This window comes from Pseudomonas sp. CP-1, from assembly GCF_021213715.1.
Taxonomy (GTDB): domain Bacteria; phylum Pseudomonadota; class Gammaproteobacteria; order Pseudomonadales; family Pseudomonadaceae; genus Pseudomonas; species Pseudomonas aeruginosa.
The window spans coordinates 41,624-63,203 of sequence record NZ_JAJQKY010000019.1 but is presented as its reverse complement, the minus strand read 5'-3'; the positions used below and the strand labels follow the sequence as shown (position 1 = coordinate 63,203).

Below are 21,580 nucleotides of genomic sequence, written 5' to 3'. Positions count from 1 at the left end.
TGTGCCGTGATTCCCTGGTTTCTGGTGGATTATTGGTTCTGTGGCTTCCAGGCCCCGCTATCGACCGCGTTGACCAACTTGTTCACCGCCTCGCGCATGGCCAGGTCGAGAACCTTGCCGTTGAGGGTCGAGTCGTAGCTGGCGGTGCCGCCGAAGCCGATCACCTCGCGGTTGGACAGGGCGTACTCGCCAGCGCCCTGGGTCGAATAGACGACCTCCGAGGTAGAGATGTTGACGATGTTCAGCGCCACCTTGGCGTAGGCGATCTGCGACTTGCCGCGGCCGAGGATGCCGAACAGCTGGCGGTCGCCGACTTCCTTGCGGCCGAACTCGGTGACGTCGCCGGTCACCACGTAGTCGGCACCCTTCAGGCGCTGGGCCTGGCCCTTGATCGCCGCTTCCTGCTGGATCTCGCTCATGTTGTCGCGGTCCAGCACGTTGAAGCGATTGGTCTGCTGCAGGTGGGTGATGAGAATGGTCTTGGCCTGGCCGCCGAGGCGGTCGACGCCATCGGAAAAGATCCCGCGCATGTAGCTGGAGCGGTTGTCGAACTTGCCTACCGCAATCGGCGAACGCACGCCGCTGTAGGGTCGGTTGACGCTCTCGACCTGCTGTACCGGCAACGCGGTGGAGGTCTCGGTGGCGCAGCCCGCCAGGCCGGCCAGGGTGGCGACGGCGAGGAGCGGCAGTAGTGCTTTCTTGGCGCTGTGACTCATGGGGTTCTCCTGGAAAAAAACGCTATCGACGCGGAGCGGCTTCTAGCCGACCCGTGTGCGGAAAAGAGGGCGTAGTGAAAATCGAGGAAGGCCAGGCGGCACGGCGGCGCGCCAAGGCGAGGGGCGAAATGGGATGGCCACGTTTTCTTTCCTTGAAATACGAATGCGTCGATCAACCGGCGCTCCCGGCCGGCCTTTGGAAATCCGAAACAATCGTGCGGGAAGCGATGCACGAACCGTATGAGCCATCAATAGGCCATCTCGGTGGGCGGCAAAGTTACCACAGTTATTCCGATCGTTTCGTTATGCAGGAAGCATACTCGGAGAATTCTGACTGCGTCTCGTTCGCAGGATCGAGGTGGGACGCCGGGCACCGGTGTCCGCCACCAACCGGTGGCAGCCAGGCAGGCATCCTTGCCGCCCATTGCGCCCGACGCTGTACGGCGCAAACGAAAACGGACACCCCTTGGGAGTGTCCGTCTCTGCCGTCGACCGGTCAGGCCAGGTCGAGGCCGCGCATTCTCAGGCGCAGGTCCTGTTCCTGGGGCTTGCCTGAACGATCCGTCCCGGTTGCCAGGTCCAGGGCATCGAGCAGTCCCTCGCCGTGGCCGCTCCGTTCCCCCAGCGTGGCCTCTTCGAGCACCCGACGGGTCACACCCTGCCCATCCTTGGCGCTGAGAAGCACGCGCATGTCGGTCCCCTTGTCGTAGAGGATCTCCTGCTCATCGCCCTCGATCGATATCTCGCTGACATCGATCCCGGATCTGCCGAACAGGGTGGTTATCGTGCCCTGGCCCGCGAAGCTCCTGGCAACGCCGGGGTCCCGGGAGGTGGAGAGATAGCCGGCGTCGTGGCCGACCTGGCCCTCTTTCACCGCCTCGAAGGCATCCCTGCCCTGGGTGCCGCGGAAGGTCTTCACGACCTGTTCAGCCGGTCCGCTCTTTTCGAACGCGGCAGACATGCCCCGGTCGATCAACGCCTGGCCCGCATCCAGCTCCCGTCCCTGACGCAGGGACCGATTCAGGTGCTGGTACTCGCCGTTGGTATAGAGACCGAGCGCCATCACCTCGGCATCGCTGTACGGCCCGTCCGGGTGTTCGCCGAGGTACTGCTCCGCCTCCAGCCCGAAGTGCTCCACCAGGCCATCCGCCAGCGCCTTGTCGACAGGCTCGCCCTTTACCTCGCTCTCTACCGCGTGGCGCAACAGGGCGACCTTGTCCATTACCGCATGCAGTTGGACGGCGATTTCGCGCAGTTGCTCCGGGCTTGCGCTGAGTACATGCTGGCTGGCGGCACCGCCCGCGGTCCCCCACTGTTGCAGCGCGATCCCCCCAACGCTCTGTTCGAGCAGGCGGGCAGCCTGGGTACGGGAAGCTTCGATCAGGCTGCCATCGCGAATCCCGACCAGGGCGGTGGCCAGCGAGCGCAGAGCGCCGTCGCCGCTGGCCAGGCGCGTGTGATCCTTCGCCAGTCTCTCCGCTGTCAAAGTCGCCAGCTCGCTCGCCTTGCCAAGTCCGCCCAAGGTCAGGGGCAGTGCCTTTTGCAGCATCATCTGCTTGATCTCGGCGGCAGAGAGACTGGCGGCAGGCGGCGCGTCCTGACGGGAGAGCGGCGCCTGGGTGGCGGCGTGGGCACGGCTCCCCAGCAGTTTGCCCAGCCACTCGATGATCGCCACGAAGGGACGCGCGAGGGCAGCCCCCAGGCGGGAGAGCAGGCCCTCGCCCTTCGGTGCTTCCTGGCGCTGGGCCAGTTGTTGCGCCTCCCGGGGAGTGGCCACCTGGCGGGCCTCGACCTGTCCCAGGCGCCCGGCCACGGCCTGGCTCAACTCAGCCACGAAAGACGGGTTCTGCTGAGATGATTGAATATGCATGATGATTGACGTCTCCTGATGTTTCCCCGCCAGTCTAGGAACGAGGCGCCCCTCCGCCTATCAGGATTGGCCGTGGTTTTTTTACTGTTGGCGGCCGTCGGAGCACGCGGAAAGAGAACCGTCAGCGGCCGAAAAACAGCGGACTTTCCCTACGCCAGCTCCCGTGCGCCTACACCGGGGCGGAGAACCCGATGGATACCGGCGGCAGCGCCGGCCTCATGGCGGACGGCGTACCGCCGTGCAGGCACCTCGGGGTCGTCTGCTGCTATGGTGCGCACAGGCACGTCGCCATCCTCTCTCCCGGCGAATGGAATCGAGCATGACGCTTTCCCTGGATCTGTTGTTGAGCCTGTGCACGGCCCTGGCCATCGGCCTTCTGATCGGCGCCGAGCGCGGCTGGCAGGAGCGCGACCACGAAGATGCGCGGCAGATCGCCGGAATCCGCACCTTCAGCCTGGCCGGCCTGCTCGGCGGCTTCGCCACCCTGCTCGCGGGCGAACTGGGCAGCGCGGTCTGGGTAGCCTTGCTGCTGGCCCTCGCGGCGCTGGCCGTGGCCGGCTACGTGAGCGATGTCAGGCGTGGCGGCGACCAGGGCATGACCACCGAGATCGCCCTGCTGATGACCTTCCTCCTCGGCAGCCTCGCCCTCACCGAACAGCGCCTGCTGGCTGCCGCCGGCGGCATCGTGCTGACCCTGCTGCTGAGCCTCAAGGACAAGCTCCACGCCCTGCTGAAGCGCCTGACCGCCGAGGAACTGTCGGGCACCCTCAAGCTGCTGTTCATCTCCGTGGTCCTGCTGCCGGTGCTGCCCAACCAGGGCTATGGTCCCTGGGCGTTCTTCAATCCCTACCTGACCTGGTGGATGGTGGTGCTGATCGCCGCCCTCGGTTTCTCCGCCTACCTGGCCATCCGCCTGATCGGCTCGCGCAAGGGCCTGTTGCTGACCGCGGTGCTCGGCGGCCTGGTGTCCTCCACGGTGATGACCCTGACCCTGGCGCGCCTGCGCGAGCGCATGCCCGACGCCCTGTTGGCGTGCGCCCTGCTGGCGACCTCGGCGCTGATGTTCCCGCGCATCCTCGTCGAGATCGGCGCGATCCACCCGGCCTTGCTGAAGGAGCTGGCCCTGCCATTCGCCGCCACCACCCTCGTCTACCTTGGCGGCACGCTGTTCCACGCCCTGCGCGGCGGCCGCGCCAGCCAGGAGGCGCCCGACGAGCCAGGCCTGCGCAACCCCTTCGAACTGCTCCCGGCCCTGCGCTTCGCCGCCCTGCTGAGCGCGATCCTGCTGTTGGTGGAGGTCGGCCGGCGGCTGTTCGGCGATGCCGGCATCTACGCGGTCGCGCTGCTCTCCGGCCTCGCCGACGTCGACGCGATCACCCTGTCCCTGGCCCGCGCGGCGCAGGGCGAACTCGATCCAGGCGTGGCCAGCCGCGGCATCGCCCTTGCCGCCCTGAGCAACAGCCTGGTCAAGGCCGGCCTGGTCGTGCTGGTGGGCGGCAAGCGGCTGGCCCTGCAAACGCTACCCTTCAGCCTGGCGGGGCTGCTGGTAGGAGCGCTGCTGATCCTGCTGTGAGGCGCCGGGGAAACCCCGGAGCGCCGCTGGACGAACGCGACGACAACCGCCTGGCGCCCCGCATCAACCTGCGCGGCTACTGGCTGCAACGGCCGGGTTTCAAGGCCAAGGACCGGACCAGGACCCGGGTGAGGCAGGGCGGCCTGGCGATCACGGCGGAGCGAGGGGAGGGGACGCCTCCGCGTTGGACTGAGGCGTCTCTGCGACGTCGGAGACAAGGCGGTGGCTGGCTGAGCCAATCGCCCTTTGCGGCGTGAAGGGCGCCCGGAACTAGCGGCACTCACCCCGCGCGGTCGCATCGACCACCCTGCCCGAGGCGTCGGCAAAGAACTCGTAGATGCAGGTGTAATAGCCGCTCTGGTTGGCCGTGCCGGTCTTCTGGTTCAGGACCGAGCTGTTGGGCGTATTGCCATGGCCCTGCTCGTAGTAGGTGTAGTCGTAGTCGTGGCTATAGTTCTCGTACTCCTTCCACACGTACTTCTGCCTGGCGGCATCCCCCGTCACGCGTTCCGGCTCGCCGAAGCGCTTGATCACGTCCTGGATCGGCAAGCCGATCCAGGATTGCGCATCGCTACGCGCGCGACTGCCATAGGCCTCCATGACGCACCCCGACACGCTGATCGCAAGGGCCGCCAGGGCGGTGAGTCTCAGAGCCAGTACCGGCATATGTGCTTCTCCTTCCATGGCGGCCTGCCTACGCGGCATCCCGCTCCCTTTGCGCGGGTCGGTGTGCTGCGAATGGTAGGGGGCCGGGGCCCGCCCGTTCAACGGGAGACGGCGGTTTCCGGTGTACTAGTACATTGGGGCGCTGTGCGACGGGGCAGTAGAAAGGAGGGTCGGCAAGCCGCCAGGAGCAGATGGATATGGGTGGCCATTCGGCAAAATGCATGGAGCTTGTTATCGAAGGCATCCTCGAGGTCTTGAGGATCGGAGAGGTAGCGTTGGTAGTCCTCGTCCTCGGCGAATACCACTTGGCGACTGTGTCCCCGCTGGACCATGTGAAGCGGATAATTCGGTAAACCACTCGCCCTTGCCTAGGCATCGCGGAGCCTCCTTACGGCGTCTGCGCTGGAGCCTCCTTGCTTAGAAAATTAGAGCAGGGAAAATAGATCTGTCCCCTTTGTTCTCTATCCCGGGCGAGAACCGGGGGGCTTCAAACGTCTGGAATCTCAATGTGAAATGACTTCGCATAAATATACCAAAGCATCCAGCCCGGCCCCGGCTGAACTTCGAGAACCCCCTCTAACAAATACTCTCTGGAAAGAGCATCAATACAAGAACGGGAACCAAACTCTTGAATCACTTTATTTCCAGCAGACTCTTCTCGACCATCTGTATATTCATTAGTTATCCTTTTTGAAAAGTGAGCGCCTTCAAAAACAAACCAGCAACCACCAACAAACTCATGCATAGCGTATTGACTGTCGGCTTTGCTTGTATATTGAACCCACTCGCCAGATTTAGTGCGAGCCCTCAAAAGATGATCGTCACTCAACTCCCATTCAACATATTCAACCCGCCTTGATGGATCGTAAATATAGTGTCTTGGAAATATCTCCCCCACATTCTCAGAATTATCTTTTTCACATTTAAAAAAGCGAACACCATTTTCTTCCTTTAAAAACATCCCATATGGGAACGCCAGTCCACCCTCAACAAAGACTCTAAGCGCACCAGACTTTTCTTCCGAAAACCCGTATGTGCAGTTAAATGTACCAAGCTCATCAAAATCAACGAAAATCATCATTTGATTTTCTCCAGAACGATAGTTTTCATGCTGTCGAGATTCGTAATTACACTTCCATCTGTACGGAGAAATGTTTGCCCTGAGAATCTGGAGTCAAGAGGGCCATTTTGTATAATTCGCAGCCCTAGAGACTCTAATTCAGATGCACTTGGGATCTTTCCGTAAGGGTTTGCAGCGTTCGCATTGATAAATATCTTTCCCCCAGGCTCTATCACACGAGTAGCTTCCGGCAGAAAATCCATCATTGATTTAGTACCGCCCGCACTCTTTGGAATGAACGGGTTACTAGCAACAACCTCTCCTAGCGAATTATCCCTTGCGGAAAAAAGGGGACGAAAAAAGGGGACAGATTTATTTTCCCTACTCTAATCTCGGCCGCCCTTGCCCACGCCGCTCTATTCTCACCCCGGCTACCCGCTCGGTCTCGTCCACGAACCGTTGATTGCCCGTCAGTTGTCCACGCTGAACCGCCTCGCGAATCAGCCTCAATTCCTCGGCCGGTATCGCCTCTTTCATGAACGTTACGTATCGCCGATATCTCTCTTCGGCCGTCTGACCTAGCTCAATGAAGCAGGGATCCATATCCAACCAGTTTGGCTCCTTCAACCAATCCGCCCGCAGCCCATAACTTGACCAGGGATAGGCCGCCACATCGTCCACCATCCGCGCCCGAACAGGGTTCAGTTCGATGTACCGGCAACACGCCAGCAGGTAGGCATCGCTCTGTACGACACTCGATTTATAGCGACTTTCCCACAACGTTCCGGAACGGCCCTCCAAGCGATTCCGATATCGTGTCGTGCGCGCCGCCAGCGTTTTCATCAGTTGCGCCAAGCCAGACAGCGAATCACCAGGCGCCAAGAGCAGATGGACATGGTTGGTCATCAGGCAAAATGCGTAGACCTTGATACCAAAGGCATCCTTGAGGTCCCGTAGATCGGAGAGGTAACGCTGGTAGTCCTCGTCCTCGGCGAATACCACTTGCCGATTGTGTCCCCGCTGGACCACGTGAAGCGGATAATTCGGTAAAACCACTCGCCCTTGCCTAGGCATCGCGGAGCCTCCTTACGGCGTCTGCGCTGGAGCCTCCCTGCTTAGAAAATTAGAGTAGGGAAAATAGATCTGTCCCCTTTATTCTTTGTCCCCTTTATTCCTTCTTTATTTTTTACTTCTACAACAGCAGGCCCAGCAGAGCAGCGGATTGTAGCAAATCAGTAAGATCATGAGGGCCGTATTTCATTTAAAAAACTCATAATAAGCTGTCGATCAGATTCGTTTTTTGCAAATTTGTTAAGGACAGGGGTCAAGTAATACAGCAGCAAGCTTGCATCAGAAGCGCTCATTGGCAAGCGTTCCCTAACACAATCCAGAAAAGTCTTTACAGACATAAATGAAGCAAACGCCTCATACCCTCCCGCACCAGAGAAAGGTAGTTTTCTAAAATAATGCTGAGCCAGTCGCTTCTGGTCGGATCGCCTCCAAGATCGATGCGGGATCAACAACAGAGCCTCACCATAATCTATGGAGTCTACCGGATATCTGTTTATTAACCATTCGGCAGCCTGCTCAGATCCCATTTTAACAAACTGTGCACATAATACTTTCTGCCTTTCATCCATAATCTGATCTACCTCGGACTAAATGTAGAAAAAGGGACAGGAAAAGGGACAGGACAGGAAAAGGGACAGATTTATTTTTACTACTCTAATTTCAGCGACTGCGCCCACGCTGAAACACTCTAATTCGCTAAACCATGCGCCCTTACCTAGGAATCGCGAAATTCCTTTACGGCATCTGCGCTGAAGCCTCCATGCTCAGGAAATTAGAGTAGGGAAAATGAATCTACCCCTTTACTTATTCTTTATTTAATAAAGTATTTTTATTTCTGGAAAAAAGTAATAGTAGGGCCATAATCTTGATCTGAGCAAGATAGCAAAACCGAAAAATCTCTATCTGGAAATTTCTCTTTTAAAATTAAGCGCCATGATAGAGAAAGCATATGAGCAAGCTGCTCAAAAATTTCATCTTCTACATCCTCACTACACCCGGAAAAAATGTCATAAATATGAGTATGATTAACAAATCTCTCTACAGACTGGATATCATCTTCGAATCTTGCCATCCAGCCATTAAACTTTTCTGCCTCATAGTTCATCTCCAGTATTACCGCCCCCCTATCCAAGATAAAATCAGGAAAAACCAATTTCCCCAAGATCAATAAATCTTCTGGCCTGATTTCATAGGAAATATATGAAAAAATATCAATCTCATTCTTATTCTCCCAACCGGACTTCCATAATTCATAATTACTCAAACACTTTAAATCTTTAAAAGATACTATTTTCTTCATGGTATCTCATCCGAATTGGGAAGGGGACAGATTTTATTTTTACTACTCTAATTTCGGCGACGGCGCCCACTCTGAAACGCTCAAAGCAAATAATTCGCTAAACCATGCGCCCTGACCTAGGCATCGCGAAGCCTCCTTACGGCGTCTGCGCTGGAGCCTCCTTGCTTAGAAAATTAGAGTAGGGAAAATAGATCTGTCCCCTTTATGCTTTTTCATTCCTAGAACATTTCATGCCTGAGCAGCTTAAAGCATGCACCCTTCTTGATTACCCCTTCTATAGCAGATGAACGTGTCGTGGCGTTTATATAGAGCAAAATAGGGTAGTCAGGAAAATTTAACTCTACTGGTTCATCATCAAGAGGGTCAAGATTGGCTTTCAGAATAAAATTCTCCGAATCATTACTACCAAGCATGTAGTAATCCCCTCCTTGATAAGAACTATTTCTTTCATCAAGAGACACTCCAAAAATTTTCTCTATATGCTCTCTTGCCAGAAAAAGGCTGAGATTTTTCGTTCCGTACAAGTCATATGCAATCATTTTGGAAGTACCAGGCTCGGAGCGCGGCTTGCAGCCGTTGCCGCAGAATCATAAATCATAAAGTTAACTTCACGCCCTGCTTGTGCACTTAGCTTTCTAGCTAGATCTTTTAATCCAAGTGCTTGCAAATCTCTTCCGCTCAGAGGACCAGTACGAGTACCGCCGCTTCTCAAACCTATTCCTAGCGACTGTGCACGCTGCAACAACTCAGAGCCTGCCAAGGCAATATCGAAGTCACTCACCCTACCAACATCAAACGCTTGTCCAGTCTTGAAACTCTGCCCCGTTATAGCACTCCCTTGAAGAATGGGCTCTACGTTCCCATAGCCGGCTTTCGCTAAACCCTCTCGCGCATCTGTACCAAAGCGTGCGAAATCATCGGCATTCGAGAAAACTTTGGGAATTACAGCCCCTTTTGCAGCACTAAATCACCCCAACTTCACGGATTTGTTTTTTATGTAGTCATCCAAATAACTCTCTAAAGGTTTTGCTGTTCCGAGAATATGAAGCTCACCAGATTGCCTATCAATCAAAAATGGCGCATTCCCTGCGAGTTGAGCTGACAAATTACCGGTTTCCATAAACTCCTTTGACTGGTAGCAGAAATACCACCCTTCGGAAAACTCACCCTCATATGTAATTTGCAAAGGGACTTCCGAATCCATTAAATGTTCCTTTGCCTTCTTCAATGCACACGCATAAGTGATCATCAATTAGTCCTCAATAATTGCAGTGATTTGAAGTCACCTAAATTTGCCGGTTTCCCAGTCTGTCCATCAAGGAATCTAACAACACCATTTTGATTAACCACATTAAAAACATGGCCTGGCTGACCCGGACCATAAGATCCAAATACAACTCCACGAGCACCATTTCCGGAGTTTGCCATTTGCTGCGCAATATTCTCAGGTGCCGTTACAGGGCCAAATTTAGAGTCGAATTGTTTTTCCAGCACACTCAACGGAACACCCTTCGTATGGTTGATTGGCAAGGCCGATGCAGGATTTCCTGCCAGTGTTGCATCAGTAGCAATAGAGCAATTGACACAGTTATGAGTTCGACCAGCTTCTGGATAACCCGGATTAACATTCTTGATTGAGCCCGCAGTTTGATCGGCTCCACCTGTCGCTTTTGCACCAACTAGTCTACCTTGAACGGGTCAAACAATATATTTTTCCCTAAAGCCCTCGCCTTAAGCATTATATCCACCATCGATTCAACTGTTTCGGAAATTAGCGGATTTATGCTTGCAACAGAACATAGCTCACCTACAAGAGAGTCAATCTGCGCCCCAGAGAACATATCGTAATCATCGAAGCTTAAGCTGGAAAGAATTGGATATTGCTCGACATCCAGACGAAAGAAAAAATTTGCCACATCCAAAGGAATCTCAACTTTATCAAGACAACCGTCTCGCCCGATGGAGGCTAAATATCTATCCCATATCATCAAATAATACATGATTAGAAAGTCTTCCCAGGAAATGTGTTTACCAAATTACCCTTTGAATCGGTAATCACCGTCATGAAATTAGTAGGCTGCCCCCCAGCTTTGGCATCAATTCCAATAGGCCGACCCATATCAACTGTTCGTATAAAATTACCAGAAGTTGGTGATTGTAAAAAAGGGGACAGATTTATTTTTACTACTCTAATTTCAGCGACGGCGCCCACTCTGAAACGCTCAAAGCAAATAATTCGCTAAACCATGCGCCCTTACCTAGGCATCGCGAAGTTCCTTTACGACATCTGCGCTGGAGCCTCCATGCTCAGAAAATTAGAGTAGAGAAAATAAATCTGTCCCTTTATGAAGGTTCTGAATAGCTTTCAGTCCTTCTTGCTCCGAAGCACTCAGGCTCTCGCAGCAAAGCTTACTCAACTATATAAGTGGTGAATCTATTTGGCTCTTCCTCCAAGTGCAACCTTCTACACTTCGGGCATCGGTACACCGTAATGGCCTTTTCATCAAGAGCTTCATATAACTGATCAGAAGACAGCTTATCCTCGCTATCTAGCCTATCCCCCAAGCTCTCTATTGCTGACTCAGGAATTAGAGTCAACTCATAGTCTGACCATCCTTGCGAAAGGTTCATAACGTAGCCACAGGTACACGTGTACTTCGGCATAATCAGCCTCCTCCAGCAGGTCGATCAAATCGGACCAATGATCCGTCTGGTTTCTGGAAAAATATAGTTTTTATACTCTGCGCGTTAGTCTTCCCCCACATACGAGCAGCAATGGACGACATGTCAGTGCTTGGCAAGTCCGCCTGCACCAAGACTCCGCCGGCTTGATTCGACTTCTTCTCTATCGCTCGAACTATCTTTGTCGGATCAAGATTCTTCGGCGTATACACATCAATGGAACCGAGTCCATCAACATGCAAGTCCGCAGTTCGCTGCCCTTGAATACCTTTAGCTGACGCAGTGGTTTGGTGCGTAACATCGTACCCAAGACCAGATAACCCTTGTCCTGCACGTACTTCATTTGCGTCAGGTATTGCGCCGGCTTCAATCTTAATCTTCCCTGCTGTCCCAGTCGCTTTTGCGGCGAGCTTAACTGGATGGGTATAAGGCATTCCCGCCTCAGCATCCGCCAACGCCCCAATGGTAGGCAGATTAGCCTTTCCTGGGGCCACCTCTCCTTTGGGCAACTCTCCCGCCTTCAGCGCATTCATGAGCGCCTTGGCCGTTACCTTGCCAGCGGCACCGCCCATTGCCGGAACGCCGATTCCGAACGGATTGAACCCCGTCTGGTCCAGGTATGCACCGACTTCCTTCTGCCACTGTGGATTGCCGTTCCACCAGAGGTTGGCGGTCTGCTCCAGGTGCAACTGACCAGCCGTCGTCCAGTCGACAACATTTCGGCCCATCAGGAAACCGTAGGCTATATCGCTGTCACTTCCTCCCGGATTAGCTGTTTCCTGCCGGGCCACCAGCTCGTTGAGAGCCGTAGACCCCGCATCGATCTCCGCACGAATCTCCGCGCAATTACCCACAGCCACGCAGCCATTCAACCTCCGCCGGTTCTCGTCGCTACGCGCCTTGAACTCTTCCTCTACCTGACGGCAATTTCCCTGGGACTTGCATTTCTGCAAGGCATTATCCAGATCGGCCACATCCTGATGGTTGAGGAAGTTGTATTGCGTCGAGTTCTTCGCTACCCAAGCAGCGCTTTCCAGAGCTTTGCCTGTCGCATCGGGATCGCGTACCGCCGCAGCCAGAACACCAACCAATTGCGACCCCATAGTGACCATGGCTTCACGGTTCTCAGGGCTCAAGCTCTTGAAGGCCTGGTCTAGCTTGGCCACCAGCGCTTCATTGGCGCCAGCCGCCGCGGCGCCCGTGGCGAAATCGCCACCGCTGACCTGCGCCGCCAGGCCACCCATCAGGGCGTGCATGGTCACCATCGAAGGATCGCCTGGCTTCAGGCTGTATTCCTGGCCGATATCGCCGACGAAGTTGAAACCTGCCGCCGCGAAACTGTTGTAGAGCGCGCTCTTCAGCGCCTCGTTCAGGCTCCCGCCCTGGCCCAAGGCCTGGCTCAGTACAGTGGATGTAGCGTTCTGCATCGCCTGATTGGCAGCGAAGCGACCAACACCAGATAGGCTGCTGAGGTCTACCGTGACCTTTCCAGTAAGCGGATCAGTCTTGGTCTGAAGAATCCCGTCGAAGTACTCAGCCGTCAGCCCCCCGGTCAGGCTCGCAATAGCAATCTGCTTCAGACTGTCGCTACTGAAGCTGTCTTTCAGCACCTTCCCGAGATCGCCCTTGTTGTTGATCAGGCTGACCGCTGCCGTGCCCGACAGGCTTCCTGCCGCACCAACTCCTGCGCCCATGGCGAAGCTACTGGCACCCACTCCTGCTCCACTGAGCGCTCCCGCTGCCGCCATGCCACCGATGGCTGCCGCCGCGATGGCGACAGCTATCTGCGTCGCCGGCCCCATGCCCGAGTTACTGTACTTCCAGCTATCGTGCACCTCCTGCACCATGCGCCAGTCCACATCCCCGCGCTGCTCGGCCTCCTTCAGCCACGCCAGTTGCGGATCCGCCTGCACCATCGCGTCGATGGTCTGGCTCACGGTCTTCTGGTCGATATGCTTGAGGTCGATCTTCAGCCCTTCCACGGCCTTGATCGCCAGATTCCCCTGGGCCACGATCTGGCTCTGGCGCACGGTTTCGTCGGTCTGGCCCTTGCCCTTCGACGACTGCCACGCCAGGTCGCCCTTGCTCTTCTCGTGGCTTTCCTGGTGCAGGTCCTTCACCGCCTCGAAGGTCACCGCGCCGCCGCTGACGATGGCCAGGTCGTTGCCCGATTCCAGCTTCGCGCCCTGGTAGGTCTGGTCGCCGCCGCTGAGCAGGGTGAGGTCGCCGCCGCTGCTGATCTGGCTGCCCACCGCCTTGACGTCGGTGACTTCGTCGCGCCGGGTTTCCTTGCGGCCGAAGTCGCCTTTCTTCTTCTTGTCGTACAGGTAGTAGTTGCTGTCGTTGGCGGCCAGCAGTTCCAGTTTGTCGCCGGCCACCAGGTAGGCTTCGTCGCCGGCGCTGGCCTGGCTCGCGATCAGGCGCAGGTCCTGTCCGGCATTGATCGCCAGGTCGCCGCCGGCATCCACGCGGGTGCCTTGCTGGGCGACCTTGTCTTCCTGGTAGGTGACCTTCCTGGTCTTGCTGTAGGCATGCTCCTCGTTCGCCGCCGCCGCCAGGGTCACGTCACGCCCGGCGGAGAGGGCGATGTCGCGGCGCGCTTCGAGGGCGCTGGCCACAGCGCTGAAGTCGCGCCCGGCGCTGACGTTCAGGTCCCGCCCGGCGCTGACTTCGGCGCCAAGCTGGGTCACGCTCTGTAGCCGCGACGTGTTCCAGCGGGTCTGGCCCTGGCGGTCCTCGACGGCGGCGACGGTGACGTCGCGTCCGGCGTCGAGGCTGAGGTCGCCGCGGCTCTGCAGCACCCCGCCGAGGTTGGCGATGTCGCGTCCGGCCTGGACGTTCAGGCTGTTCGCCGCCTCCACCCGCGCGGCGCTGTCGGCGAAGCTGCGCTCCCAGGTGCGGCCGTCGAGCGCGCTGTCGTAGCGGGTCACGCTGCGTTCGTTGATCACGTCGCCGGTCAGCGCGGTGAGGCTCACGTCGCGCCCGGCGATGACCCCGCCCTGGCGGTTGCGGATCGAGTCGCCGGCGAGCAGGTCGAGGCGCTTGCCGGCCTCGATCAGGCCGCTGTTGTCGAGGTTGTCGGCCGTCGCCGAGAGGTCGTTCCGCGCGCGCAGGGTGCCGACGTTATGCAGGTCGCCGCCGCTCACCAGCTTCACGTCGCGGCCCTGGATCAGCGCACCGCTGGGCGCCAGCCGACCCTCCGCCTGGGCCAGGTAGACCACCGGCGCGAGGACCTTCTCGCCGTTCACCTCGACCTCTTCCAGCCACACGATGTCGTGGGTCAGCGCCGCCATCTGCTCCGCGCTCAAACCTACGCCCAGTTGCAGCTGGAGCTTGTCCTTGTAAGCGATGGCGTTGTCCATCAGGTAGCGGAACAGAGCCTCGTCGCTGCTCAGCCCGTCGATGTAGCGCTGGCCGGTGCGCGCCACCACCGCGTCGCGGATCAGCCGCTGCTCGTAGAGACCGTCACCGAGGCGCTTCTTGCTATCGTCCGGGTTCATGCCCAGGCCGCTGAGCAGGTAGTCCGAGTTGAGGAACTGCTTCAGCTCGGTGAGCGCCGGGTTGGTCTCGATCAGGTACTTGTGGCTGGCGCTCGGCGTGGCGTTGCCGGGCACGCCCTGGACCCGGGCGACGCCCGGCAGGCTACCGCCGAGCGCGCTGCCGCCCTGACCCTGGACGTTGGCCGCGCCAGCCAGGCCGTCGACTCGCACGCCCTGGCCCTGCCAGGTACCGGCGGCGTTGCCGGCGCCCTGCTGGCCGACCGAGACGCCGCTGCCGCCCTGGGTGCGGTCGGCGCCGGCACCGAGCGCGGCGCTGCCGTTGCCGTCCTCGGCGAAGCGCGAGCTGAGGCGGAACAGGCCGTTGTCGCCCTGGGGCAGGCTGAAGCCGGGCAGGGTGACCGGGTTGACCTGGCGCCGCGCCAGGTCGGGCGGCAGTTGCGAGGTCAGCGGCACGACCACCGAAACCCCGCTGCCGCCCACCGCGCTGTCGCCCACCTGGCGGCCGCTGCCGACGAAGGTGTAGCCGGGGCGAGTGACGCCGTTGTCGATGCGCGTGCTGGCATTGACCGTGACGTCGCCGGCGGCCTGGATCACCGCTGCGTAGGACTGGTCGCCACTGCTGATCGGGGTCGGCCCCTTGCTCGGGAATTCGTACTCGAAGGACCAGTCGCTGAGGATCGCGTTGAGCGCGGCGGGAATCTCGCCCGCGCGCGCCGGGTCGAAATTGGCGCTCTGGTACCAGTAGAGGTTGGTGAAGTTGCGCGACTTCTGGTCGATGCCGCCGATATCGCCGCCGCGAGCGGTACGCAGCACGCGGATGGTTTCCAGCTCGCCGGTTTCCAGGCCCTGGTTGTCGAGGACTTCGAGGTTGGCGGTGAGGTTGCCGCCGCTGCCGATCAGGCTGGAAAGGTTGTTCAGGGTGCCGCCGTCGATGGCGAAGTCGCCTCCGGCCAGCAGTTGCCCCATGGCGCTGCTGGCGGTTACCTCGGTCTTGTCGCGCTGGGTGATGGTCCAGATGGCGTTGCGCTTGCCGCTGCAGTCGCCCGCGTTGACGCCTTCGATGCAGGCGGTCTGCTCCATCTTCGCGGTGTACAGGCCCGACTTGCTTTCCAGCACGGCGCGACGGTTCTCGATCAGGCTGGCACGCAGGCTGAAGTCCTTGCCGCTCTCGATCACCCCGGAAAGGTTGCGCAGGCTGGCGGCACGGTTGCCGGCATCGTCGCGGGCGATATCCAGCCTGCCGAGGCTGTACACATCCCCGTAGAGGTTGGTGATGTCGCCGGCGCGCAAGGTCATGTCGGCGCCACTGAACAGCAACCCGCGCTCGTTGAGCAGGGCGGGCGCGTTCAATCGCAGGTTGCCGCCGCCGCCCAGGGTGCCGTAGTTGTTCAGGCTCGCGGCGCTGGCCACGAGGTCGCCGGCGGCGGTGATCCGCCCACGGTTGACCAGCAGGTTGCCGGCGCCGAGCGTGACATTGGCGCCGCCGGCGAGGCTGGCGGCGTTGCCGAGGTCGAGACTGGCGGCGTTCAGGGCGAAGTCGCCGAGGCTGGTGGCGCGGCCGTTGCCACGGTAGCCGCCGCTCAGCTCGAGGCGCAAGCTGCCGTCGCTGGCCAGCAGGCCGTCGTTGCTCCAGTCGCCGCCGCGGCCAGTGAAGGACTGCACCGCCAGCAGCTTGCCCTCGGCCGTCTGGCGGAAGGTGCCGATGTCCAGGTTCAGGCGTCCGGCTTGCAGCACGCTGCTGTTGGTCCATTCGCTGGCGCGGATGTCCAGCAGGCCATTGGTGGTCAGTTCCCCGCCGGCGCGGATCACCTGCCCGGAATCCAGGCCGAAGGTGCCGTTGCCGGTGTGGAGGATGCGCCCACCGGCGTTGGCCAGGCTGCCCAGTTGCAGGTCGAGGTCCTGGTTGGCGCTTTCCAGCACGCCGTAGGCGTTGTTCAGGTCGCCAGCGACCAGCCGCGTGCTGCCGCTGCGGCCGAGGGCGCGCAGGCTGCCGCCGCTGTTGTCGATCGCGGCGGCACGCAGGTGCAGCTCGCTTTCGCTTTCCAACTGGCCGAAGCGGTTGGCCAGCGCACCGGCCAGGCTGAAGTCGATGCGCCCGGCGCCGACCTTGCCGCCCTGGCCCGCCGCCGCGCCCTGGTTGAGGAAGCGCTGGCCGTCGAGGCTGAGCAGGCCGCTGGCGTAGAGGCCGCCGCCCTGGTTGTCGAAGTCGGCGGTGACGATGCGGTTGTCGCCGCCCAGCGCCGAGAGATGGCCCTGCTGGTTGCGCACGCCTTGCCCGGCGCGAATCTCCAGCGACTGCGCCTGGGTGACGCCGGCGCTGTTGTCGAACAGCCCGGTGACCAGCTTCAGCCAACCCTTGGCGCTGTTGAGCACGCCGCCGGCGCCGTTGTCGAGGCTGCCGCTCTGCAGGTCGAGGTTGCCGGCCCGGCTGTCCAGGCGGCCGCCCTGGTTGTCCAGCGCGCCGCCGATACGCAGCCGGTTGTCGCCCTGGGCCTGGAGCGTGCCCTGGCGGTTGTCCAGGCTGCCGGCCTGCACCTCGAGGGCGCCGGCCTGGCTGAAGATCAGCCCGTCCTGCTGGTTGCGCAGGGCGCCGCCGCCCAGGCGCAGGCTCATGTCGGCCTGGCTGGCGAGGGTGCCGGAGGCGCTGTTGTCGAGGCTGCCGGCGCTGATCTCCAGCAGCCCCTGGCTGACCAGCTTGCCGCCGCGGTTGTCGACGCTGGCGCTGCGCAGCAGCAGGTCGCCGCCGCTGGCCAGGCGCGCCGCGCCGGTGTTGACCAGGGCGCCGCCGAGGATGGCGTCGAGCCGGCCCTGGCTGATCAACTGGCCGTCGCTGTTATCCAGGCTGGCGCCCTTGAGCAGCAGGCTGCCGCCGTTGATCCGGCCGCCGGCGTTGTTCAGCAGCGTATCGTCGCGCTCGAAGCTCAGCGCGCGCTGCGCCGAGACCAGGCCGCCCTGGCCGTTGTCCAGCTTTCCGGCGATGCTCAGGGTCACGTCGCTTTCGCCGGAGACAATGCCCTGGGCGTTATCCAGGCTGGCGGCGTCGATCCGTTGCGCGCCCTTGCTGACCAGGGCGCCCTGGCCATGGTTGTCCAGCGCGCCGCCGAGGCTGATGGCCAGCTCGCCGTCCTTGCTCGAAAGGGTGCCGCCGGCGCTGTTGTCCAGGCTCCCGCCTGTCACCGTCAGGCCCTGCCATCCGGAGAGCAGGCCGGCGCCGGCGTTGCCCAGCGCGTCGGCGTCCAGGCGCAGTTTCCCGGCGCTGATGATGCGCCCCTGCTGGCCGTTGTCGATGCGCCTGGCCAGCAGCTCGAAGCCCTGCTGGCTGGAAATCTCGCCGCCCTGGCGGTTGTTGAGGACGTTCAGCCTCTCGATGCTCAGCGGGCCGCGGGCACTGATCAGGCCGCCCTGGTTGTCCAGGTCGCCGCCCCGCAGGTCGAGACTGACGCCGCGCTCGCCGATCAGCCGACCCTGGCGTTGCACCAGGCGCTCGACCGTCAGGCGCAGGTCGCCCCGGGCGGAGATTTCGCCGCCGTCGGCGGAATCGACGCGCCCTGCCGTCAGTTCCAGTTCGCCGTCGCTGGTGAGCAGGCCGCCACGGTTGTCCAGGTTGGCGGCGCTCAGGCGCAGCGACTGCTTGCCACTGAGGGCGCCGCCACGGTTGTCGAGGTCGGCGCTGCTGACGTCCAGCACGCCCTGGCTGATCAGTTGGCCACCCTCGGCGTTGTCCAGCGCGCCAGTGACGACGCTCAGGCCGGCGTTGCCGGAGAGCAGGCCCTTGCCGCTGTTGTCCAGCGAGGCGCTGGCGAGCGTCAGGCGGGCGCCGGAGACGGTGCCTTCGGCGTGGTTGTCCAGCGCGCCGTCGACGCGCAGGTCGATGCCGGCGCGGCTGGCCAGGGTGCCCTTGGCGCTGTTGTCCAGGCGAGCGGCCGCGATGTCCAGGCCGGCGGCGCCGGAGATCACCCCGGCCAGGCTGTTGTCCAGGGCCTGGGCGATGCGCAGGGTCAGGCTGTCGGCGCCGATCAGGCGCCCGCCGCGGTTGTCCAGGCTGGCGGCGGCGAGGGTGAAGGCGCGGTCGCTGGAGATTTCCCCGCCGGCGCCGTTGTCCACCGCGCCGAGCTGGCGCAGCAGCAGCGCGCCGGGCGTGGCGATCAGGCCGCCGTCGCGGTTGACCAGCGTGCCGCCATTGAGGTCGAGGGTGACGCCGGTTTCGCTGACCAGAACGCCGCCTCCGCGCTGGTCGAGGCCTTTCAGGTTGGCGTCGAGCAGGCCCTTGGCGCTGATCCGGCCCTGCTGGCCGTTGTCCAGCCGGGCGGCCACCAGGGTGATGCCGGCGTTGCTGCCGATGCCGCCGTTGCGGCTGTTGTCCAGCGCGCCGGTGCGGATATCCACCGCGCCCTTGGCGCTGATCACGCCGGAACGGCTGTTGTCGAGGCTGGCGCCCTTCAGCGTCACGCCGGCATCGCTGAGCAGCCTGCCGCCCTGGTTGTCCAGCGCGGCCTGGCTGGTCAGCGCCAGCGCACCGGCGCTGGAGAAGGTTCCGCCACGGTTGTCCAGGCGCGCGGCGCGCGCCGTCAGGCTGCCTTCGCTGACCAGCGCGCCGCCCTGGTTGTCCAGCACGCCGCCGAGGCTCACGCTCAGGCTGTTCTGGCTGTCGAGCCGACCGCCGTCGCCGTTGAACAGTTCGCCGCCGTCCAGACTCAGGCCGTCGCGCCCGGCCAGCACCCCCTTGGCCTGGTTCAGCAGGCGCTGCACGGTGAGGCGCAGGCCGCTGTCGCCGATGACCTTGCCGCCGCGGTTGTCCAGTTGCTCGCGGGCGTTCACGGCGACCTTCGAGGTGCTGGAAATCTCGCCGGCGCGGTTGTCGACCTGCCGCGCCTCGATAGCGATGCCGCCATTCGCGGCGATCAGCCCGGACTGGCTGTTGTCGAGCGTGTCGGCCGCGACCTTCAGGGTCTTTTCGCTGACCAGTTCGCCACCTTGCTGGGCCAGGCTGCCAAGCGTCGCCTGCAGGTCGCCCTTGGCGGCGATACGCCCTCCGGCGTTGCCGACGGCGTTCGCTGCGAGGTCCAGGCGGCCATCGCTGAGCAGCTTGCCACCCTGGTCGTTGCGCAGGCTGGCGACCTCCACGCGCACGCCAGCCTTGCCGCTGGCGCTGCCGCCGTCGCGGTTGTCGAAGGCGCCTCCCGTGGCGCTCAGGCCGGCGTCGGCCACCAGCACGCCGCCACGGTTGTCCAGGCTGGCGCCGTGGACGTTCAACTCGCTGCGGCTCGACAGCAGGCCGCCGGCGCGGTTGTCCAGTTGCCCCACCGTCACGCGCTGCGCGCCCTGGCTGAGCAGGTTGCCTTCATCGCGGTTGTCCAGCAGGCCGCCGAGGCTGACCTCCAGGCCGCCCCGGCTGCTCAGCGTGCCCTTGCCGCTGTTGTCCAGGCTGCGCGCCCGCAGGTCGAGGCGGTTGGCTGCGGAGAACAAGCCGAGGCGGTTGTCGATGGCACCGCTGGCGACCACCAGCAGGTCGTCGCCGATCAGCTTGCCGCCGCGATTGTCGAGGCTGCCGACGCGAGCCTCGACGCGCTTGCCGGAGACTTCGCCGTCCCCCCGGTTGACCAGCGCCTGGGCGCTGACGCGGGTGGACTGCTGGCTGCCGAGCAGGCCTTGCTGGCCGTTGTCGAGCGTCGCCGCGCCGACCTCCAGGTCGTTCAGGCCGATCACCTGGCCGCCACGGTTGTCGAGATCGCCACGGGTCTTGACCACGGCGCGGTCCCGGCTCTGCAACAGGCCGTCCTGGCGGTTGTCCAGGCTGCTCGCCTCGACCCGCAGTTCGCCCTCGGCGAGCAGCTTGCCGCCACGGTTGTCCAGGTGCCCGGCGTCGACCCGGACGGTCGCCCCCTTCAGGCTGCCGCCCTGGTTGTCCAGCGCCTGGCTCGCCTTCGCTTCCAGCGCGCGGCTGGCCACCAGGCTGCCGGCGTTGCGCAGGGTGCCGCTGCGCAGCTCGAGGTCGCCGCGCGCGTTGCGCCGCTCGTCTGGCTCGACGCCGGCTTCGATCACCCCGGCGTTGTCGATATGCGCCGCCTCCAGCGCGATGCGTTCGCGCGCCGCCAGGCTCTGCCGGTTGACCAGTTCCTCCGCGCTGCGGATCTCGGCGCTGCCACCGGCGTAGGTCTTGCCGTTCAGCTCCACGGCCTGGGCCGCGATCTTCAGGTCGCCCTGGCTGGAGGCCTGGGCCAGGCTCAGCTTGCCGGTGGCGTCGATGCGGATGTCGCCGCCGCTGGCGGCCATGTCGCCGGCCAGCTTCACCCCCACGCCCTGCTCGGTGCCGACCAGGCGGATCGCCCCGGCGTACATCCCGCCCAGCGCCGAGCTGTCGATCGCCAGCTGTGGCTTCTCGCTGCCATCGGCGGCGCGCGGCGTGGCCTGCAGGCTGTCGGCCTGGACGTCGTTGCGGCCGGTGACGATGTTGAGGTTCTTCGCGTAGAGCTTGGCGTTGAGCTTGGCGCTGCGGGTGATCAGGTCGAACTGTTCGAGGTTGCCGACGTTCAGTTCGGCGCCTTCGACGACGATGTCGCCGCCGTCCACCTGGAAGCGCTCCAGGCGCTGGCCGTCCATGATCGGCTTGCCGGTGGTGAGGGTCGCGCGCGGCGTGTTGATGAAGCCGCAGCCCTGGCAGGTGATGCCGTGCGGGTTGGCGACGATCACCCGCGCCGACTGCCCGGCCACCTCGGTGTAGCCGGCCAGGGTGCTGCGGTTGCCGCCGGTGACCTGGTTGAGGATCACCTGCGCCGCCTGGCCCTTGAGGTTGGGGTTGCCGAGGATGATCCCGCCGAGCTGGGTACCCTGGGTCTTGCCGGTAGCGTTGTTGAGGATCAGCCCGTTGGCGCCGACGTTGTAGTCGCGGAAATGGTTGTTCGACAGCCCAGCGCCGTTGGGCGTGGCGATATTGACGATGGGCACGCCGTTGCCCGCCTGGCCCAGGCCGGTGTTGCCGCCGGCGGCCTTGTCCAGCGCCAGCCCCGCCGCCGCGGCGACGATCGGGTTGAGGAACAGGATGCCGGCCAGGGACAGGGCGATGCACTGGTTCAGCGGGCTGCGGATGTCCATATCGTTACTCCTTGGCGGGTAGGGGCCCGGCGAGGTTAAGCAAGGTTTTC

The 21,580-nt window shown here is 61.7% G+C and carries 13 protein-coding genes and 1 pseudogene; 1 reads left to right on the top strand and 13 read right to left on the bottom strand.

Going from position 1 to position 21,580, the window contains the following annotated elements:
• Nucleotides 1-29: 29 nt before the first annotated feature.
• Both LT948_RS26815 and exoT read right to left on the bottom strand, forming a co-directional pair.
• Nucleotides 30-716, bottom strand: a complete 687-nt coding sequence (locus tag LT948_RS26815) for a CsgG/HfaB family protein (RefSeq protein WP_003111706.1) — start codon at nt 714-716, stop codon at nt 30-32.
• Between the two features lie 496 nt (nt 717-1,212).
• Nucleotides 1,213-2,586, bottom strand: coding sequence for a T3SS effector bifunctional cytotoxin exoenzyme T (gene exoT / locus LT948_RS26810; RefSeq protein ID WP_003111705.1), 1,374 nt, complete (start codon nt 2,584-2,586; stop codon nt 1,213-1,215).
• Nucleotides 2,587-2,749: 163 nt separating this feature from the next.
• Between exoT and LT948_RS26805 the strand changes: the two genes are divergently transcribed.
• Entirely contained in the window at nt 2,750-4,159 is a 1,410-nt protein-coding gene (locus tag LT948_RS26805) for an MgtC/SapB family protein (protein WP_003142338.1), read from the top strand.
• Nucleotides 4,160-4,429: 270 nt separating this feature from the next.
• Here LT948_RS26805 and LT948_RS26800 read toward each other — a convergent pair whose 3' ends face one another.
• From LT948_RS26800 to tpsA2, 11 genes and pseudogenes are all read right to left on the bottom strand, one after another.
• Nucleotides 4,430-4,825 carry a hypothetical protein gene (locus LT948_RS26800; protein WP_003083536.1) on the bottom strand — a complete coding sequence of 132 codons (396 nt, stop codon included), beginning with the start codon at nt 4,823-4,825 and terminating at the stop codon, nt 4,430-4,432.
• A 179-nt stretch (nt 4,826-5,004) separates the two neighbouring features.
• A pseudogene (locus tag LT948_RS26795) lies at nt 5,005-5,201 on the bottom strand (transposase); the annotation flags it as partial.
• 111 nt (nt 5,202-5,312) lie between these two features.
• Nucleotides 5,313-5,906 carry a hypothetical protein gene (locus LT948_RS26790; RefSeq protein ID WP_103119302.1) on the bottom strand — a complete coding sequence of 198 codons (594 nt, stop codon included), beginning with the start codon at nt 5,904-5,906 and terminating at the stop codon, nt 5,313-5,315.
• Between the two features lie 360 nt (nt 5,907-6,266).
• A complete protein-coding gene (locus LT948_RS26785) occupies nt 6,267-6,959 on the bottom strand; it encodes a transposase (protein ID WP_023098295.1) in 693 nt (230 codons plus the stop codon).
• A gap of 167 nt (nt 6,960-7,126) precedes the next feature.
• A complete protein-coding gene (locus tag LT948_RS26780; protein WP_071534682.1) occupies nt 7,127-7,525 on the bottom strand; it encodes a hypothetical protein in 399 nt (132 codons plus the stop codon).
• A gap of 260 nt (nt 7,526-7,785) precedes the next feature.
• The gene (locus tag LT948_RS26775) at nt 7,786-8,256 is read right to left on the bottom strand and encodes a hypothetical protein (RefSeq protein ID WP_153549580.1); all 471 of its coding nucleotides are present in this window, start codon (nt 8,254-8,256) and stop codon (nt 7,786-7,788) included.
• A gap of 218 nt (nt 8,257-8,474) precedes the next feature.
• A complete protein-coding gene (locus LT948_RS26770; protein WP_063891128.1) occupies nt 8,475-8,795 on the bottom strand; it encodes a hypothetical protein in 321 nt (106 codons plus the stop codon).
• Nucleotides 8,796-9,223: 428 nt separating this feature from the next.
• Nucleotides 9,224-9,505 carry a YrhB domain-containing protein gene (locus LT948_RS26765; RefSeq protein WP_010792422.1) on the bottom strand — a complete coding sequence of 94 codons (282 nt, stop codon included), beginning with the start codon at nt 9,503-9,505 and terminating at the stop codon, nt 9,224-9,226.
• On the bottom strand, nt 9,505-9,891 hold the full coding sequence (locus tag LT948_RS26760; protein WP_079381385.1) for a toxin glutamine deamidase domain-containing protein: 387 nt from the start codon (nt 9,889-9,891) through the stop codon (nt 9,505-9,507). Before LT948_RS26760 ends, LT948_RS26765 begins: the two co-directional genes overlap by 1 nt.
• 44 nt (nt 9,892-9,935) lie before the next feature.
• Entirely contained in the window at nt 9,936-10,256 is a 321-nt protein-coding gene (locus LT948_RS26755; protein ID WP_034059389.1) for a hypothetical protein, read from the bottom strand.
• Nucleotides 10,257-10,922: 666 nt separating this feature from the next.
• Entirely contained in the window at nt 10,923-21,530 is a 10,608-nt protein-coding gene (tpsA2, locus tag LT948_RS26750) for a two-partner secretion domain-containing protein (RefSeq protein ID WP_209364649.1), read from the bottom strand.
• Nucleotides 21,531-21,580: the final 50 nt, after the last annotated feature.

Coding starts and splice junctions, on each gene's coding strand:
- LT948_RS26815 (WP_003111706.1), bottom strand. CDS start 716: ATGAGTCACAGCGCCAAGAAAGCACTACTGCCGCTCCTCGCCGTCGCC.
- exoT (WP_003111705.1), bottom strand. CDS start 2,586: ATGCATATTCAATCATCTCAGCAGAACCCGTCTTTCGTGGCTGAGTTG.
- LT948_RS26800 (WP_003083536.1), bottom strand. CDS start 4,825: ATGCCGGTACTGGCTCTGAGACTCACCGCCCTGGCGGCCCTTGCGATC.
- LT948_RS26790 (WP_103119302.1), bottom strand. CDS start 5,906: ATGATGATTTTCGTTGATTTTGATGAGCTTGGTACATTTAACTGCACA.
- LT948_RS26785 (WP_023098295.1), bottom strand. CDS start 6,959: ATGCCTAGGCAAGGGCGAGTGGTTTTACCGAATTATCCGCTTCACGTG.
- LT948_RS26780 (WP_071534682.1), bottom strand. CDS start 7,525: ATGGATGAAAGGCAGAAAGTATTATGTGCACAGTTTGTTAAAATGGGA.
- LT948_RS26775 (WP_153549580.1), bottom strand. CDS start 8,256: ATGAAGAAAATAGTATCTTTTAAAGATTTAAAGTGTTTGAGTAATTAT.
- LT948_RS26770 (WP_063891128.1), bottom strand. CDS start 8,795: ATGATTGCATATGACTTGTACGGAACGAAAAATCTCAGCCTTTTTCTG.
- LT948_RS26765 (WP_010792422.1), bottom strand. CDS start 9,505: ATGATCACTTATGCGTGTGCATTGAAGAAGGCAAAGGAACATTTAATG.
- LT948_RS26755 (WP_034059389.1), bottom strand. CDS start 10,256: ATGTATTATTTGATGATATGGGATAGATATTTAGCCTCCATCGGGCGA.
- tpsA2 (WP_209364649.1), bottom strand. CDS start 21,530: ATGGACATCCGCAGCCCGCTGAACCAGTGCATCGCCCTGTCCCTGGCC.